At 69.3% G+C, this 14,671-nt stretch carries 12 protein-coding genes and 1 pseudogene; 8 read left to right on the forward strand and 5 right to left on the reverse strand.

The window, feature by feature from the left end:
- Nucleotides 1-176 precede the first annotated feature (176 nt).
- The gene (locus WMF14_RS45595; protein ID WP_437796855.1) at nt 177-1,286 is read right to left on the reverse strand and encodes a glycosyl hydrolase; all 1,110 of its coding nucleotides are present in this window, start codon (nt 1,284-1,286) and stop codon (nt 177-179) included.
- Between the two features lie 737 nt (nt 1,287-2,023).
- On the opposite strand from WMF14_RS45595, the gene WMF14_RS45600 reads away from it, so the two are divergent.
- Nucleotides 2,024-2,479, forward strand: a complete 456-nt coding sequence (locus WMF14_RS45600; protein ID WP_437796857.1) for a DUF6968 family protein — start codon at nt 2,024-2,026, stop codon at nt 2,477-2,479.
- Between the two features lie 369 nt (nt 2,480-2,848).
- On the opposite strand, the pseudogene WMF14_RS45605 reads toward WMF14_RS45600, so the two are convergent.
- Nucleotides 2,849-4,017, reverse strand: a pseudogene (locus WMF14_RS45605) (IS3 family transposase).
- An 874-nt stretch (nt 4,018-4,891) separates the two neighbouring features.
- On the opposite strand from WMF14_RS45605, the gene WMF14_RS45610 reads away from it, so the two are divergent.
- The 3 genes from WMF14_RS45610 to WMF14_RS45620 all read left to right on the forward strand — a co-directional run bounded on the left by WMF14_RS45610 (nt 4,892) and on the right by WMF14_RS45620 (nt 8,003).
- Nucleotides 4,892-5,833, forward strand: a complete 942-nt coding sequence (locus WMF14_RS45610; RefSeq protein ID WP_437796859.1) for a hypothetical protein — start codon at nt 4,892-4,894, stop codon at nt 5,831-5,833.
- Between the two features lie 116 nt (nt 5,834-5,949).
- A complete protein-coding gene (locus tag WMF14_RS45615; RefSeq protein ID WP_437796861.1) occupies nt 5,950-6,825 on the forward strand; it encodes an alpha/beta fold hydrolase in 876 nt (291 codons plus the stop codon).
- Nucleotides 6,826-7,070: 245 nt separating this feature from the next.
- Complete coding sequence (locus WMF14_RS45620) at nt 7,071-8,003, forward strand: NmrA family NAD(P)-binding protein (protein ID WP_437796863.1); 933 nt, start codon at nt 7,071-7,073, stop codon at nt 8,001-8,003.
- A gap of 88 nt (nt 8,004-8,091) precedes the next feature.
- On the opposite strand, the gene WMF14_RS45625 is transcribed toward WMF14_RS45620, so the two are convergent.
- Nucleotides 8,092-8,868 (reverse strand): helix-turn-helix domain-containing protein, encoded by a 777-nt coding sequence (locus WMF14_RS45625; protein ID WP_437796865.1) that lies wholly within the window; start codon nt 8,866-8,868, stop codon nt 8,092-8,094.
- 106 nt (nt 8,869-8,974) lie between these two features.
- Between WMF14_RS45625 and WMF14_RS45630 the strand changes: the two genes are divergently transcribed.
- The 4 genes from WMF14_RS45630 to WMF14_RS45645 all read left to right on the forward strand — a co-directional run bounded on the left by WMF14_RS45630 (nt 8,975) and on the right by WMF14_RS45645 (nt 12,083).
- A complete protein-coding gene (locus tag WMF14_RS45630; RefSeq protein ID WP_437796867.1) occupies nt 8,975-9,724 on the forward strand; it encodes an SDR family NAD(P)-dependent oxidoreductase in 750 nt (249 codons plus the stop codon).
- A 286-nt stretch (nt 9,725-10,010) separates the two neighbouring features.
- A complete protein-coding gene (locus tag WMF14_RS45635) occupies nt 10,011-10,313 on the forward strand; it encodes a hypothetical protein (protein WP_437796869.1) in 303 nt (100 codons plus the stop codon).
- 22 nt (nt 10,314-10,335) lie between these two features.
- Nucleotides 10,336-11,106, forward strand: coding sequence for a hypothetical protein (locus WMF14_RS45640; protein ID WP_437796871.1), 771 nt, complete (start codon nt 10,336-10,338; stop codon nt 11,104-11,106).
- Nucleotides 11,103-12,083, forward strand: a complete 981-nt coding sequence (locus tag WMF14_RS45645) for an HTTM domain-containing protein (protein ID WP_437796873.1) — start codon at nt 11,103-11,105, stop codon at nt 12,081-12,083. The genes WMF14_RS45640 and WMF14_RS45645 overlap by 4 nt, the downstream gene beginning before the upstream one ends.
- A gap of 1 nt (nt 12,084) precedes the next feature.
- Here WMF14_RS45645 and WMF14_RS45650 read toward each other — a convergent pair whose 3' ends face one another.
- Both WMF14_RS45650 and WMF14_RS45655 read right to left on the reverse strand, forming a co-directional pair.
- A complete protein-coding gene (locus WMF14_RS45650) occupies nt 12,085-13,422 on the reverse strand; it encodes a serpin family protein (protein ID WP_437796874.1) in 1,338 nt (445 codons plus the stop codon).
- 205 nt (nt 13,423-13,627) lie between these two features.
- On the reverse strand, nt 13,628-14,581 hold the full coding sequence (locus WMF14_RS45655) for a class I SAM-dependent methyltransferase (RefSeq protein WP_437796876.1): 954 nt from the start codon (nt 14,579-14,581) through the stop codon (nt 13,628-13,630).
- Between the last annotated feature and the right edge of the window lie 90 nt (nt 14,582-14,671).

Here is a 14,671-nt window from a genome sequence, read left to right on the forward strand (position 1 = left end):
GATGGTCGAGGCTGTGTGGCCGCACCTCGTCGCCGCCATCACCCGTTCTTCGGGACCGGGGGGGGTGCGCTCTGGCCCCGCGGTCGGGACCGGGGGGCGCGGCTGGGCGGCGTCCGGGGCGCAGGGCCGCTTCACCCCGTACACCGGCCACTCCGCCGCGCGCGGTCGCGCTGTGGTTACAGCCCCGCGGCGAGGAACCGGGCGAGGAAGCCGCGGGTTCCGGCGTTGCCGAGGGAGTTGCACACCGGCGAGGCGGCGCCGATCGGGCAGTCGACGTCGCGGTCGTAGGACCAGTAGTGGACACCGGCGAGGCCCTGGGACCTGGCGAAAGCGGCGGTCTCGTCGACGTCGGCCAGCGTGTAGAGCTCGCCGCGGACGTCGTTGCCGCCGATCATCGGGGTGAGCTCGATGTTGGCGTAGGGCACGCCGAAGTGATCGTGCAGGTTGTACGCGGCCTGGATCGCCGACTGGCCCATGTCGCACTGTCCGCCCGACACGACGCACACGCCGGGACCGGGCGAGCCGTAGTTCATGGTCATCAGGTTGACGGTGACGTAGCTCGGCCAGGTCGCCGCGCTGCCGTCGAAGCCGAAGACGTCGGCGACCGCGGCCATGGCGGTGTCGCCGAGGACGTTGAGGCTCGAGCCGATGTTGCTGCCGAGGGAGCGCGCGGTCGACGCGCCCTCGTTGCTGGCCAGGGTCGCCACGGTCAGGCTGAAGCGCAGGTCCGGGTACGCGGCGTGCGCTGTCTCGATGCGCTGCACCAGCGCCGCGATCACCTGGGGCGACTGGCCGGCCTCGATGTCGAGGTCGACGCCGATCAGATGCGGTCCGGCCCAGCGATCGAGGAAGGTCGCAAAGCCGGCATCGGAGCCGCAGGTGAACGCGCCCGCCGCGCCGCCGGTCGACAGGATGTAGCCGACGCCGGCGGCCTCGAGCAGGGGGACGTTGGCGGCGGCCATCGCCGCGCCGGGCACGTCGCCCCAGCGCTCGTCGCCGCACTCGCCGGTGGCGAAGGCCAGGCTGACGACGTTGCCGCCGGCGGCGGTGAAGTCGTCGGCGAACACGGTCTGGGTCCCCGACACCTTCGTGGAGATCACGTTGGTGTTCCAATTCATGTTGACGCTGGTGTCCTTGTAGGGGCCGAACAGGAGCGCGCCGTTGCCGGTGTCGCCGCCGCCGTTGCCGCCACCACCGTCACCGTTGCCGGTGTCGCCGCCGCACGCGGAGGCGAGTTTCGCCGCGGCGAGCAGGAACAGGAAGAGGAGGAGGGGGCGGCTCTTCATCGGGTCCTCGTGAAGGGGCGTCGGGCTCGATCCCGGGCTTGCACGAGGATAGAGCGCGGCTCGCGAGCGCGGCATGTCGTGGCCGACCGGCAGGTGGTGAACTTCAGAGCGGAGCCTGCTGGGAGTCGCCGGGTGAGTTGGAACTATGCCCCGAGGCTGCCGAGAGGTGATGTCCGGAACCACATCGGAGCCATCCGCGTTCCGGACACTTGCCCGGCGCATCCCGGACACCCCACTCCACTGAGTGGACTTTGCAGCGCGAACGACCGCTAGGTGCCGTACCGCGCGAAGCGGGTCGCGTGCTTCAGCGCCATGATTCCGCCCACATCAGCACGCGATGCCCTGGGCGACCTGCGGCTGCCGCTGAGCTCCCCCGGCTCTAGGTGGAGCGAGCGGTCAAACAGGGGGGGTCTATGCGTGGCGCGAAGCTCATCGGTGTCGCCATTGTCGCCTTGTCCGCGAGCTGTGTTGCGAGCACCACCGAGGAGGAGACCGAAGAGGCAGACTCCGACATTGCTGCGTTCGGGGCTGCGATGGGAGAGCCGCGGTCCGATGCCAAGGGGATCTGCCTGCTGCTGACCCACGCGAGTCAACGGGCAAAGGAGGCATTCTGCCGATCACAGTGGAAGCTGGATCCGGTGAGAAAGAGGGCTTGCTGGGAAGTTGCGAACAGCGGGTCACCGGTCAGATGGGAGGTCTACTGCCTGGTCACGTCGTTTCCGGACTAACCTTGCCCCATGCCCAAGAAGCGCATCGGTGAGCCCATCGCGGTCCGTCACTACGGCGTGGATGGCCAGCCTGACCGGCAGATCGTACTCGTCATCGGCAAGCCGATTGCTCCCGGCGCGCAGGGCGGCGACTGGTGCTGCCCGGTGCTCATCTCCGGGCTCGGCGCTGAGGTGTTCAAGTGGCAGGAGGGCGTCGACGCGCTGCAAGCCCTCCAGCTCGCCCAGGGTTTCGCCAGGCAGACGCTGGAGGCGTCCGGTCTGCCCATCACCTGGGCCGGCGGGGAGCCCGGCGACCTGGGGCTGTACCGGCCGATCGACTCGCCGTTCGGGCTCTGGTTCCAGCGCCTCGCGGAGCGGGCTTTCGATCTCGCGGTCGAGGTCGTTGGCCGGGTCATCGTGGAGGCCAGCCAACAGCATCCGAAAGTCCGCAAGCAGGTGAAGCGAGCGCGCGCACGGCGCGAATGAGCGATGTGCGCTCACGCCGTGGCATCACAGCTGGCGCTTCGCCGTCCGTCGGCGCTCGCGACCATCGCTCGAAAACGTCGTCAAACAGGCTGTAATCGCGCATGCGAGCTAGGACATGCACTGCCCGACCGGGCCCATCAAGAGCGAGCCGGCGACATCTCAAGTGGTAGACTAAGGGCCTTAACGAAAGCGCCCGCCCGTAGCTGGTCACTACGGGCGGGCTGCAAACACACCCTGAGGTGGCCCACAGAGCGCGCGTCGCAGCCGCATCATGGGCTGGCCCAGGGGGAGAGGCAAGGCCCGTCATGCCCGCACCGCTCCCGCTGGAGACGCGTGTCTGGTCCTCCCCCGCTTCCGCGGACAGTTTCACTATGCCGCGAACGCGGTCACATAGGTCTTCAATTCGAACTCGATCGGGCTCACGTAGGCGAGCCGTGAATGCCGTCGTTTCAGGTTATAGAAGTTCTCGATGTAGTCGCCGATTGACGCGATGGCGGCCGCTCGCGTCGGGTAGCGCTCCTGCTCGACCAGTTCCACCTTCAGCGTCGCGAAAAAGCTCTCGGCCACGGCGTTGTCCCATCAGTCGCCGGCGCGGCTCATGCTCGGGATGAGCCCATGCAACCCGAGCACTCCGCGGTAGTCGTCGCTGGCGTAGGGGCTACCGCGGTCCGAGTGGTGCACCAGCCCAGGCGCTGGACGGCGCGCCCTCAAGGCGGGCGCCAGCGCGGCAAGCGCCAGGGCGCGATCGTTGGTCGCGCTCGCGGTCCAGCCGACCACGCGGCGCGAGAACAGGTCCAGGATGACGGCCAGGTACAGCCAGCCCTCGCCGGTGGGGATGTACGTCACGTCGGTCACCCAGACCTGGTTGGGGGCTTGGGCCTCGAACTGCCGCTCGATCACGTTCGGCGCGATCGGGTCCTTGTGCCGCGAGTCGGTGGTGCGGCGGAAGCGCCGCTTGCTGCGTGTCGCGAGCCGCTCCGCGCGCATCAGCCGTGCGACCCGCTTTTTTCCAACACGGATGTCGCGAGCACGCAGTTCGGCGTGAACGCGCGGGCTGCCGTATCTGCCCCGGCTCTTGTGGTGCACGGCCTTAATCAGCGCGCTGAGCTGGGCATCGGCCTGGGCCCGCGCGGACTCCGAGCGGCTGGCCCATGCGTAATAGCCGCTGCGCGCGACCTGCAGCACGGCGCACAGCACCAGCACCGGGTAGTGCGCCTTCTCCGCGTCGATGAACTCAAACCTCACTCGCTCTCCTTCGCGAAGAAGGCCGCCGCTTTTTTTAAGATATCGCGCTCCATCTCCAGCCGCTTCACATCGCGGCGCAGCCGCTGCAGTTCCTCACGCTCCACCGTCGTCAACGCCCCCGGCGAGCCGTGGCCCGCGTCAATGTTCGCGTGCTTGATCCAGTCGCGCAGCGCCGTCTCGGTCAGGTCGAGGTCCTTCGCCACCTGGCCGATGCTCCGGTCGCCCGCCTTCGCCAGCCGTACCGCCTCCGCCTTGAACTCGGGCGTGAACGCCCTCCTCTTTCTCCGTCCCATCCCTGCCTCCTGGTGCCTCCGGGGGTGTCCACGGAAGCGGGGGAGGACCACCCGCACGGGGGAGGGACTACGGTCAACATCTGTCGGGACCTCGCTGTGTGAGGTGTCGGCCACGCGGGGCGGACGCTGGCAGGCGTCGCGCCCCGCACTGATTCCCGCGGAAGCCTACGGACCGATCACGAGGTCACAACAGATATCAGCATTCCGGACACTGCATTTTCAGGTTCCGGACACTAGATCTGGGAGAGGCCCTATCCCTGACACCACCTGCCGAGAGGCTCCGGGGAGAGCTCGAGCTTTGGCCGGAGGTTGGCGGGAGCCGCTGGGGGAAGCTGAAACTCTGCTTGGAAGCTGTCGGGAGGCTCCCGGGAGACCTCGAGCTCTGGACGGCGGTTGGCGGGAGCTGCCGGGGGAAGCTGAAACTCTGCCTGGAAGCTGTCGGGAGGCTCCTGCGAGAGCTCGAGCTCTGGACGGAGGCTGCCCGGGGTAACGGTCAACCTCGACCCGCAACGGTCGAAATTGCCTGCAGCGCTCGACGACCTGACCGCAGTCGACCGAGCCCCCACCGAGAGCCTCGCCGGCGTCTCTTTCTCGTGTCGACGGATCTCCGGACGTGCAGGGCCGCCTCCCGGACGGATAGACAAGGAAAACGACGGGCTCGGGTCGATTTTCGTGACCCGATCGGGGTCGCGCTCCCGATTGTTCTCCTCGACGGGACGGAAGAACGCCGGGCGACGGATCCCCTTCGCGCGGCGCGCTCGATCCCGGCGGCACGGGTCCATCGTTCGCTCGCGCGGCTTGCGCGGCGAGGTGACGGCCCGGGTCGAACGCAACCGACACGCTCCCTTTTCGAGGAGACTTCAGGAGGAGAGATATGCCTGCTGTGACCAAGTCGAAGAAGCGCTCCGCGGCCGCCATGCCAGCTGGAGAGACGACGTATCCCTCGCCCATCTACTCTCCCGCCGCCGGCAAGGAGGCGATCGAGGCGCTCGCCGCGGAGCTCGACCGCCTCGCCGAGGCCGACCTCGTGACCGTGAGGCTGGATGTCGAGGCGGCCACGGTTGCGGCCCTCGGCGTCGTCGGGTTCGTGTCCTCGCCCGACGTTCGCGCGCATTTCGCGCGGTTGCCCCGGGAGGACTTCGACATCACGCACCTCGATGAGCTGGAGCTCGTGTGCTTCGCCGCGCTCCATGCGCTGGCCGAGGCCCGCGCCGCCGGCGCGCTCACGACGGACGCGCGGCTGCCCGTCGAGCTCGTCAGCGAGGCGATGGAGATCGAGGGGCGCATGCAGGCGCTATGCGAGTACCACCTCTCGGACGACCCGGTGATCAAGCCGGAGCTCGATCGCCTGCGGCCCGGCACCGGGCACCGCGACCTCGCGAACGACCTGCTCGGCTACGCGCGGATCTACGAGCTGCGCGCCGGCGTGGTGAAGGACGACCGGAAGCTCTACCGGGCCGGCGACGCGGCGCGCGCGCGGGAGCTGGCCGGGGTGATGGTCCAGCGGCGCTCGACGGCGATGACGCCGAAGGCGCGGGAGGCCTACGGCCGGTACGTGCGGGTCTGGACGCTGCTCTGCCGGCGCTACGACGAGGTGCGGGCGACGGCGCTGTGGCTATGGCGGAGGAACACGCGCGTGCAGGAGCGGTTCCCGTCGCTGTTCGCCGCGGGCCGGCCGAACTCGGGCCGACCGAGGAAGGAGGGGGAGTCGGACAGGCGTGGAGAGAGCGATGGCGGCGCGAGCGGCGGTGGCGCAGGCGGGGAAGGGCCCGAGCGGACGCTTTCCCCGGAGGGCGTGGACGGAAGCCCTTCGTGAGCCGGGGGTTACCAGCCGCGTGGAGACCCCGACGGACGACGCGGAGGACGCGCGGACACGTAGCACGTAGACCCGGGCGCGCGCGGTGGTAGACCCTGGCACCCGGGGGTTCCACCATGATCCATCACCGAACGGTCGCCGTCGCCGGTCATCAAGTCTTCTACCGCGAGGCCGGCGACCCCACGCGTCCGACTCTGCTGCTCTTGCACGGCTTTCCGACCTCGTCGCACATGTTCCGCGACTTGATACCGCGCCTCGCGGACCGCTATCACCTCGTCGCTCCCGATCTCCCCGGCTTCGGCTTCTCGGACGCGCCGGATCGCGCCCGGTTCGCCTATACGTTCGACCACCTCACAAGGGTCGTCGAGGGCTTCACCGACGCCCTCGACCTCACCCGCTACGCCCTCTACGTCTTCGATTACGGCGCGCCGATCGGCTTCCGCCTCGCGCTGGCGCGGCCCGAGCGCGTGTCGGCGATCATCACGCAGAACGGCAACGCGTACGAGGAAGGCCTGAGCACCGCCTGGGACCCGATCCAGCGGTACTGGCGGGAGCCGACCGCCGACCACCGGGAAGCGCTCCGCACAATGCTCACCCCTGAGACCACGAGGTGGCAGTACGTGCACGGCGTGCCCGACCCAACGCTGGTCGCCCCGGAGTCCTACACGCTCGACTCCGCCCTCCTGGCGCGCCCCGGCAACGATGAGCTCCAGCTCGACCTGTTCCGCGACTACGCGAGCAACGTCGCGATGTACCCTCAGTTTCACGCCTACTTCGCGGCCCAGCGGCCGCCGCTGCTCGCGGTCTGGGGAAAGAACGACCCCTTCTTCTTACCCGAGGGCGCCAAGGCCTTCCAGCGCGACAACCCCGACGCCGAGGTCAAGCTCTACGACACCGGCCACTTCGCGCTCGAGACGCACGCCGAGGCGATCGCGATAGCCATCCGCGGCTTCCTCCCCGCCGCTGTCGACGCGCAAGACGGCGGCGAATAGCGGTGCGCCGCTGACTTCCCGAGGTCGGCCGGCTCCCCCTGTGTCTGAATGCCCTCCAGCCGCGTCGAGCTCAGAATTATTTCGTGGACTTCGAGCTGGCCATCGACCACCGCCATATGCCGAGTTGACGCGCGGACCCAGCGTCAAGGGGGCTGGCGACCGGGCTCGCGCTCGGAACAGGACAGCTCGCCGCTGGCCGCCGGCGATGGGCTTGACGCTTCGACGTCCGCGCTTAATGGCATCGGGTGTTCTCGATCCTCGTTACCGGGGCCGCGGGTCGTGTCGGCGCCGTGGGCCGCAAGACGGTCGAGCTGCTCCGCCGGCGCGGCCTCCCGGTCCGCGCCCTCGTTCACCGCGAAGACGAGCGCGCCGAGGCGCTGCGCGCGACCGGCGCCGAGGTCATCGCGGGCGATCTCACCCGCGCCGAAGACGTCCTCCGTGCCCTCGAAGGGGTTCGGCGCGTCTACTTCGGCCTGAGCGTCTCCGCCGAGCACCTCGAAGCCACCGTCACCGCGGCCGCCCTCGCGCGCGACCGCGGCGATCTCGAAGTATTTCTGAACATCTCGCAGATGACCGTGTCGCAGATGAGCGCGTCCCGGATGACCGACTCTCCCCAGCAGCGCCAGCACTGGCTCGCCGAGCAGGTGCTCGATTGGTCCGGCCTCCCTGTCGTTCACCTGCGCCCCACGGTCTTCCTCGAAAACCCCTTCTTCCTGGCCTGGGCGGCGGAGTCGATCGCCGAGGACGCGACCATCCGGCTCCCCTTCGGCACCGGTCGCACGTCACCGGTCGCGGCGAGTGACGTGGCCGAGGTCGCCGCGACCATCCTGGCCGACCCCGCGCCCCACATCGGCCGAATCTACGGGCTGACCGGTCCGCGGTCCGAGGACATGCGAGCCGTCGCGGCGGAGTACTCGAGCGCCTTGGGCCGACCGATTCGCTACGTCGATGTTCCCTTCGAAGAGTGGCAGAACCGCGTGCTGCTCCCGCGACGATTGCCCGAGCACCTCGCGCATCACATCTCGACGATGGCCCGGCTCCACGCCCAGAACCGTTACGATCGCCTCACCCACGACGTGGAGACGATCACGGGAAAGCGGGCGACGAGCGTGCACGATTTCGTGGCCCAGCACGCCGACCTGTTCGCCCAGCCCGCGCTCGCCACCGAGCGGATCTGAGCTCGACGGAGCGGGGTAGAAGGAGCGAGGACCGGAGACGAGCGAGGGCAGTTCAGACGACCTCGCCGAGCGTCAGGCCCCGCAGGCTTTACCCCGCGACGCTCACCCTCGCGTTCCCGTACCTCGCCGGCGTCACCCCGACGATCCTCCTGAAGTGCCGCGTGAGCTGGCTCTGATCATAGAACCCGACGCGCGGGGCGAGCTCGGACGCTCTCACGCCCTGGGTGAGGAGCTGCTGGGCGCGCTGGACGCGGAGGTGGGTGAGGTACATGTGGGGAGGCATGCCGATCTGGGCTCGGAAGGCGCGGCAGAGGTGGAACTTGTCGAGGGAGGCGTGAGCCGCGAGGTCGTCGAGCGTGATGGACTCGGCGAGGCGCTCGCGGAGGTACTCCATGGCGCGGCGGACGGGCCGTGTGTGGTCGGAGCGGGCGCTGCTCAGGCGGCCGAAGGTGGCGATGGCCTCGGCGAGGGCGACCTCGAGGGAGAGGCGATCGGCGCCGGCGCAGATGGCGTCGTGGAGGCGGTGGAAGGGGGCGGCGCGTTCGTCCCCGGCTTCGAGGTGGGGGATGGCGACGACCTTGCCCGCGTCGCGGGCGCGGGCGACGTCGTTCGCGGGGAGGACGACGGCGGTGAAGACGGTGGTCCCGTGGAGAGCGAGGTCACGGTGGACGTCGCCGGGCTCCTTGACGAGGATGGAGCCGGGAGGGCTGTGCCACGCGCTGCCTCGCCCCCACCAGTCGAAGCCGCCGCGCTCGACGCGGGCGACGGCGTAGTACTGCTTGACGCCGGCGCGGACGCTCTCGGTGGTCGTGCGGAAGACGCGGAGGCCAGGCACCGAAACGGGCAGCTCGACGGAGTCCGTCATGTCGGGACGGTAGCGTGCGCGGGGGCTCGGGGCTTGGGCATTCTTGGCGGATAGGTCGCGCCAAGGATCGCCTAGTGGGCGCTCGGGGCGGCCGCACACTGGGGCCATGCATGACAAGCTGGTCGCCCTGGTCACCGGGGCAAACAAGGGAATCGGTCTTCAGATCGCAAAGGAGCTCGCCGGGCGCGGCCTCACGGTGCTCGTCGGGGCGCGGAACCTGGAGCTCGGGGAGGCGGCCGCGAAGAGCGTCGGGGCCGGCGCGCGCGCGGTGCAGCTGGACGTGACGAGCGAGGCGTCGATCGCCGCGGCGGCGGCGTGGATCCGGCGCGAGCTCGGGCGCCTGGACGTGCTCGTGAACAACGCCGCGATCTCGCACGCCGGCAAGCCGGGGACGCCGTTCGAGGAGCTGCTGAAGGCGAGCCGACCGAGCGTGGCGCCCGTCGCCGAGGTGCGGGCGGTGTTCGAGACGAACGTGTTCGGGGTGATCGCGGTGACGCAGGCGATGCTGCCGCTGCTCCGCGAGGCGCCCGCGGGGCGGATCGTCAACGTGTCGAGCGAGGTGGGGTCGCTGGCGAAGCAGTCCGATCCATCGAACCCGCACCGGCTACCGAGCGCGGCGTACGTGCCGTCGAAGACCGCGCTGAACGCGATCACGGTGGCGTTCGCGAACGAGCTGGAGGGGACGCGGATCAAGGTGAACGCGGCGTGCCCGGGGTTCACCTCGACGGACCTGAACAACTTCAGGGGGACGCGCAGCGTGGAGCAAGGGGCGCGCGAGCCGGTGCGGCTGGCGCTGCTCGACGCGAACGGGCCGACGGGCAGCTTCTCGAACGAGGAGGGACCGCTGCCCTGGTGAGCGTCCTGAACACGATCCCAAGAACCTGGATGCTCCCTGCCGGGGTAGGTTCTCGACTGCCTTGAATGGCTGTAATGCCGCTGACGCTGCGGTGTCGCAGTACGCTGCTCACGCGTTGCACGGCTTCACCTGACCAACCCACAACTCAGGAATGATTGGTGCGCTGCGATCGGCAGCCTGCCACCTGCCGCACCGGCAGAACTCGGCCCGTTCTCTGCATCGTCATGGGCGCACCGTCGTGTCCGTGGGCGCGACGTCACGCGACCGAAGAGGAGGGAGCCGACAAATGAACCATCTGAAAATTCTTGGCCTCATCGCCGTCAGCGCAGGAGTGTGCGGGATCTCCGCGCTTGCTTCTGCGGCGAATACGGTGCCGATCGACAACCTGAATCTCGTCGAGGAGACAGCACCGCCAACATCGCTCGACAGCGTGCGTTATCCCTTCCGTCCGGCTGTTGGATACTACCGTCCGGCCGCCGGCTACTACCGTCCGGCCGCCGGCTACTACCGTCCGGCCGCCGGCTACTACCGTCCGGCCGCCGGCTACTACCGCCCGGCCACCGGTTACTACCGGCCCCATCGGCGCTAGCGCAGGTACAAGCTCTACCGTGATGGGTGCGGCGTTGGACGCGGCCATCACGGAATGCCGGGTCCGCTTTGCCGAGCGCGGAGCCGAACATCACGGGCGATTGCGACGAGACATCGCACGTCGAGCGTCGCCGCCCGGCGGCGGGGTGCTCTGCGGCCCGATGGCGACGCATTGGAAACGTGGGTGGCGAAAGCGGGTGGCACGCCGCGCGCAATATGGATCCATGGGGGTGAGCTCCATGGAGGAGACAGGAAACATAGAAAAGGGCTTGCTCTTCGTGCTTCCCGCCGCTGCGATCCACCTCGGGCTGGTGCTCGTGCTGGGTGTGCTGCACGTGCGCTTGCCGTATGGAGGCTGGGTGGAACCCGCGGTGAGCTATTATGGCGCGCTCTCCGGGGCCAGCAGCGCGTATTCCTTCTTTGCTCCGAGCGTCGGGCCCCTGCCCTGGGCCACCTTCGAGGTCAGGGATCGCGCGGGAACGCTGACGACCGAGGTGCTGGAGACAGGGGCGAACCGGGAAGCGGACCTCCGCATCAAGAATATCATCGGTATGTACTGGGATGAGCAGGACCCGGCCGCGAGGCGCGCCCTGATCGCGTCCTGGGTAGCGAAGGTGTTCGCCAGGCACCCGGAGGCGGACAGCGTCGTCGTCCGACTCGAGAGCTACGACCTGCCCTCGATGGCGGAGTATCGCGCGGGCAAACAGCCGCGGTGGTATGCCGAATACCAGGCCAAGTTCAACCTGAAGACGCAGCTCGCTGCTGGCGAGATCGACAAAGAGGCGACGCCATGAGGCAGCGGCAACATACCCTCCTCCTGCCGAAGGCCAGACAGGCGGCTGCGCGCCTGTGGGGCTCGATGGGGCGATTCGCGTTCGCTCCCGCGTCGGCGCGGCCCCTGGCAGCGCTCCGGATAGGGCTCGCGTCGGTCCTCTTGATGCAGGCGGCGCTGATCGCGCCGATCGTTTCCGAGCTGTACTCGCGTTCGGGCATCGTTCAGGGACAGCTCCTCGACGGGGCTGGCGCGATCGGCTTCCCCCGGATCGGCCACCTCGTGAATGCCTTCTCGCGCCTCGGGGTCGCTGAGAGCTCGGTGATCGCTGGCGTGGGGGCGCTCTACATGCTGTCGCTGGGGGGGCTCCTGCTCGGCTGGAGGACGAGGCTCTCCGCGGCGTGCGCCTGGCTCCTGCATTTGACGTTGATGATGACCGCGGAAAGGACGAACTACGGAGCAGATCAGTTCGCGAACATCTTCCTGTTCTACCTCATCTTCATGCCTTCTGGCGCTGCGCTGTCGCTGGATCGTGCCTTCGGGCGAGCGCCGCCTGAGCCGAGCGCGACAGCGCGCCTCGGGCTGCGGGTGGTACAGCTGCACCTCTGTCTCGTCTACCTCTCGAGCGGTGTGGAGAAGGCGTTGGGCTCAGCGTGGTGGGACGGCGACGCGATATGGCATTCGCTCATGCTGCCCGAGTACCGGCGGTTCGATTTTTCGTGGCTCGCTCACCACGCCTGGATCGCGGTGGCCGCGGGGTGGCTCGTGCTGCTCGTGGAGATCGGGTACCCGGTCTTCATCTGGCCACGTCGGACCCGGCGGCTCTGGGTGGCAGCCACGGTCGGGTTGCACCTCGGAATCGCGGTCTTCATGAGGCTCCATGTCTTCGGCGCCATCATGTCGGTGTTCACCATCGCCGCGTTCGGCGTGGAGGCGGACCCTCGACAGACGCGAGCGCCCTCGGCTGTGGCACGCTGGGCTCGGCGTGGCGAGGCCTGAGTCAGCTCGCCCTGGGGTCGGCGACGCGGCCGACGAACAGGATGCTGCCCGTCGCGTTGTCGCGGATGAGGAACAGGAAGGGATTCACGAGCGCGAGCGACGCCGGCTGGGGCGCCGACTCGTCGCCGACGATGACCGCGGTCGCGGCCGCCGCCTCGGTGCCGGCCTCGTTCACGCCGACGAACGCCTTGTGGATGACGTCCTGGATATAGGGCTGTCCGCCGGAGTTGATGCCGGTGAAGTCCGCGGCCCCCGGCGTGAACGCGATCTCCATCCCCATCGCCTCCAGCGTCTTCTTCAGGCTCAGCTCGTACTCGAACTTGAACCTGGGCATCGTGGTGTCGACCAGGTGCTCGCTCATCGCGCCGGCGATGCTGTCGACCTTCGCCGCGTCGAGCGACGCCTCGAACGCGTCGAGCGTGCCCTTCGCCGGCAGGAGGATCACCATCGACAGCTCGTCCCCGTCGTAGGGCATCGCGACCGCCTGGTAGCCGTCGCCCTCGGCGTAGGGCATCTCCAGGCTGCCGCGCATCAGGGGCACCGTCACCTCGGTCCCGTCGGCCGTCTCGAACGCGCCGTCCTCCGTCGCGGTGGGCTCGAACGGGGTGCGCCAAGCGGCGTTGAAGTAGATGGCGTTCGTGAGGACCAGCACCGTCTCCGCGGTGATCGCCTCGACGGGCACCAGTTTTTCGATCTTGCCCTCGGTCTGGTCGCTGACCCAGCCGTTGATGAGATCGACCGACTCCTGCCGGTGGCCCACGAAGTCCACGACGCGCATTCCAGCGCCGTAGTGCAGCCCGAGCGTGTCCAGGAAGGGTGCCTCGAACGAATAGCCGATCTGTCCCCAGAGCGCGTTCACGACGTTGAGCCGGAAGCCCTGTCCGTCGGCGCCCTGGGCGCCCTGACCGCGGCTCTCGAGCTCCTGATCGATCCAGTTGAACGCCGGGTGGAGCTTGTCCTGCCCGAGGTCGAACCGCAGCGTGTCGGCCATGGCCGTCTCGGTCTCGCCCTTCGCGCCGGCCCACGTCATCGCGAGCGCCGTCGAGATGCTGTAGGGCGAGTAGAAGACGTTGCCGGGCTCCTGGCGGAGCTCCTGGTAGAGGTCGAGCGCGAACGCGGAGTTGCCCGAGACGAGCGCGGTCTTGTCCTCCGGAGGGACGTCCGGGCTCGAGATGCGCTGCTTGTCCGAGGCGATCAGGCATATGGCCCTGTCGGAGTCGCCGCACTCCTCGTCCCCGGTGTCGGGGTTCTTGTTGGGATCGGTGGACGTCTCGCAACCGAGGATCGCGGCGAGAGACAGGACGAGGAGCGGAGCGCAGGTTCGGATGGTTCGCTGCATGCCGCCCCGTCCAGCATCGGCCGTGCCGCGCCGGCCCCGATCGCGGGCTCGTGTGTTTCCGAGGCGAACCGCGCGGAGCGACCTGGCCGCCGCGCGCGGGGCGCCCCCGAACCCTGACATCCGGCGAACGGCTGGCCCGTTCTGGCACAAGAGGCCCTGTCAGAGCCCGGAGCTGGCTCGCTCACCAGAAACCCCGCAGGTCGCCTCAGCGCGCGGCCAGCATCCAGGCGGGTGCCCACCAGTAGCGATGGAGCAGCCGGCGGTCGACGCGCGCGAAGCCGGCCTCGTGCAGCAGCGCCGCCCAGTCGTCGATGGGGTGCTCGAACGTGGTGCGGGTGGCGCCGCGGTCCACATAGCCGAAGAGCACCGGCATCAGGAAGCCCTGCGCGACCGTGTCGAGATCGGCGCCGGCGTACTCGGCCAGCCCTTCACGGTAGCGCGCGAGCACGTGCCGCGCGGTGTCCGGCGCGAGCGGCTCATCCATGTGCGGCGCGTCGAACTCGGCGACGAGCAGCAGATCGCAATGCGCGCGCGCCCAGCGGAGAAGGGCCGGCCTCTCGGCCGGAGCGATCGCGTGCAGGCAGAAGGTCGCCTGCGCCACCGCCCAGCGCCGCGGCGCCATGCCGGGGTCGGCGGCGAGATCCTGGAGTCGCCCGCCGAAGGCCTCGAAGTCGACCCCTCGCGCGGAGAGCGCTGCGGAGCAACGCTCGAGCAGCGGCGCCGCCGGCTCCGCCACGGTGACCCGCCGGACCGCCGGCGTCAGCGCGGGCAGGAGCGCCAGTCCATCGCCGGCGCCGATATCGAGCAGATCGAACGGCGCCTCCGGGTACTGGCCGGCGAGCGCCGCGCTGGTCTCCCGGTAGAGCGGCACATTGCCGCCGCCGCGGATGAAGGCGGCGAACCCCTCCGCGGACACGTAGACATTGCGCTTTCCCTCCCGGGCGACCCGCTCGAGGTGCGCCGCGGCTGCCTGGAACAGCGGGTCTCCCGGCGAGGCCGCCGCGGCGCGGGCGGCGAAGGCTGCGGCGTCCGCGTAGCGCTCGTCGGAGAACGCCAGCATCGCGAGGTAACAAAGGCCCTCCGGCGACGGCGCGGCGACGGCGGCCGCGGCTGCGTCGAGCCCGGCGGCGCGGTGGCGATCCCAGATCCTGTCCAGCATGGCTCTACCCCTTTTCCCCACTGGTTCCCGGCGCGGAAGCGCGCCTCCCGACAGGCTACCTCGCGGGCGGGCTGGGCCGGACGATGAACG

Origin of the sequence: Sorangium sp. So ce693, assembly GCF_051521375.1 — a bacterium.
Classification (GTDB): domain Bacteria; phylum Myxococcota_A; class Polyangia; order Polyangiales; family Polyangiaceae; genus Sorangium; species Sorangium atrum.

Excerpts from the sequence above, each read along its gene's own strand:
- WMF14_RS45645 (WP_437796873.1), top strand. The coding sequence starts at position 11,103 with ATGAGGCAGCGGCAACATACCCTCCTCCTGCCGAAGGCCAGACAGGCG.
- WMF14_RS45625 (WP_437796865.1), bottom strand. The coding sequence starts at position 8,868 with ATGACGGACTCCGTCGAGCTGCCCGTTTCGGTGCCTGGCCTCCGCGTC.
- WMF14_RS45650 (WP_437796874.1), bottom strand. The coding sequence starts at position 13,422 with ATGCAGCGAACCATCCGAACCTGCGCTCCGCTCCTCGTCCTGTCTCTC.
- WMF14_RS45595 (WP_437796855.1), bottom strand. The coding sequence starts at position 1,286 with ATGAAGAGCCGCCCCCTCCTCCTCTTCCTGTTCCTGCTCGCCGCGGCG.
- WMF14_RS45640 (WP_437796871.1), top strand. The coding sequence starts at position 10,336 with ATGGGTGCGGCGTTGGACGCGGCCATCACGGAATGCCGGGTCCGCTTT.
- WMF14_RS45600 (WP_437796857.1), top strand. The coding sequence starts at position 2,024 with ATGCCCAAGAAGCGCATCGGTGAGCCCATCGCGGTCCGTCACTACGGC.
- WMF14_RS45610 (WP_437796859.1), top strand. The coding sequence starts at position 4,892 with ATGCCTGCTGTGACCAAGTCGAAGAAGCGCTCCGCGGCCGCCATGCCA.
- WMF14_RS45635 (WP_437796869.1), top strand. The coding sequence starts at position 10,011 with ATGAACCATCTGAAAATTCTTGGCCTCATCGCCGTCAGCGCAGGAGTG.
- WMF14_RS45655 (WP_437796876.1), bottom strand. The coding sequence starts at position 14,581 with ATGCTGGACAGGATCTGGGATCGCCACCGCGCCGCCGGGCTCGACGCA.
- WMF14_RS45615 (WP_437796861.1), top strand. The coding sequence starts at position 5,950 with ATGATCCATCACCGAACGGTCGCCGTCGCCGGTCATCAAGTCTTCTAC.
- WMF14_RS45630 (WP_437796867.1), top strand. The coding sequence starts at position 8,975 with ATGCATGACAAGCTGGTCGCCCTGGTCACCGGGGCAAACAAGGGAATC.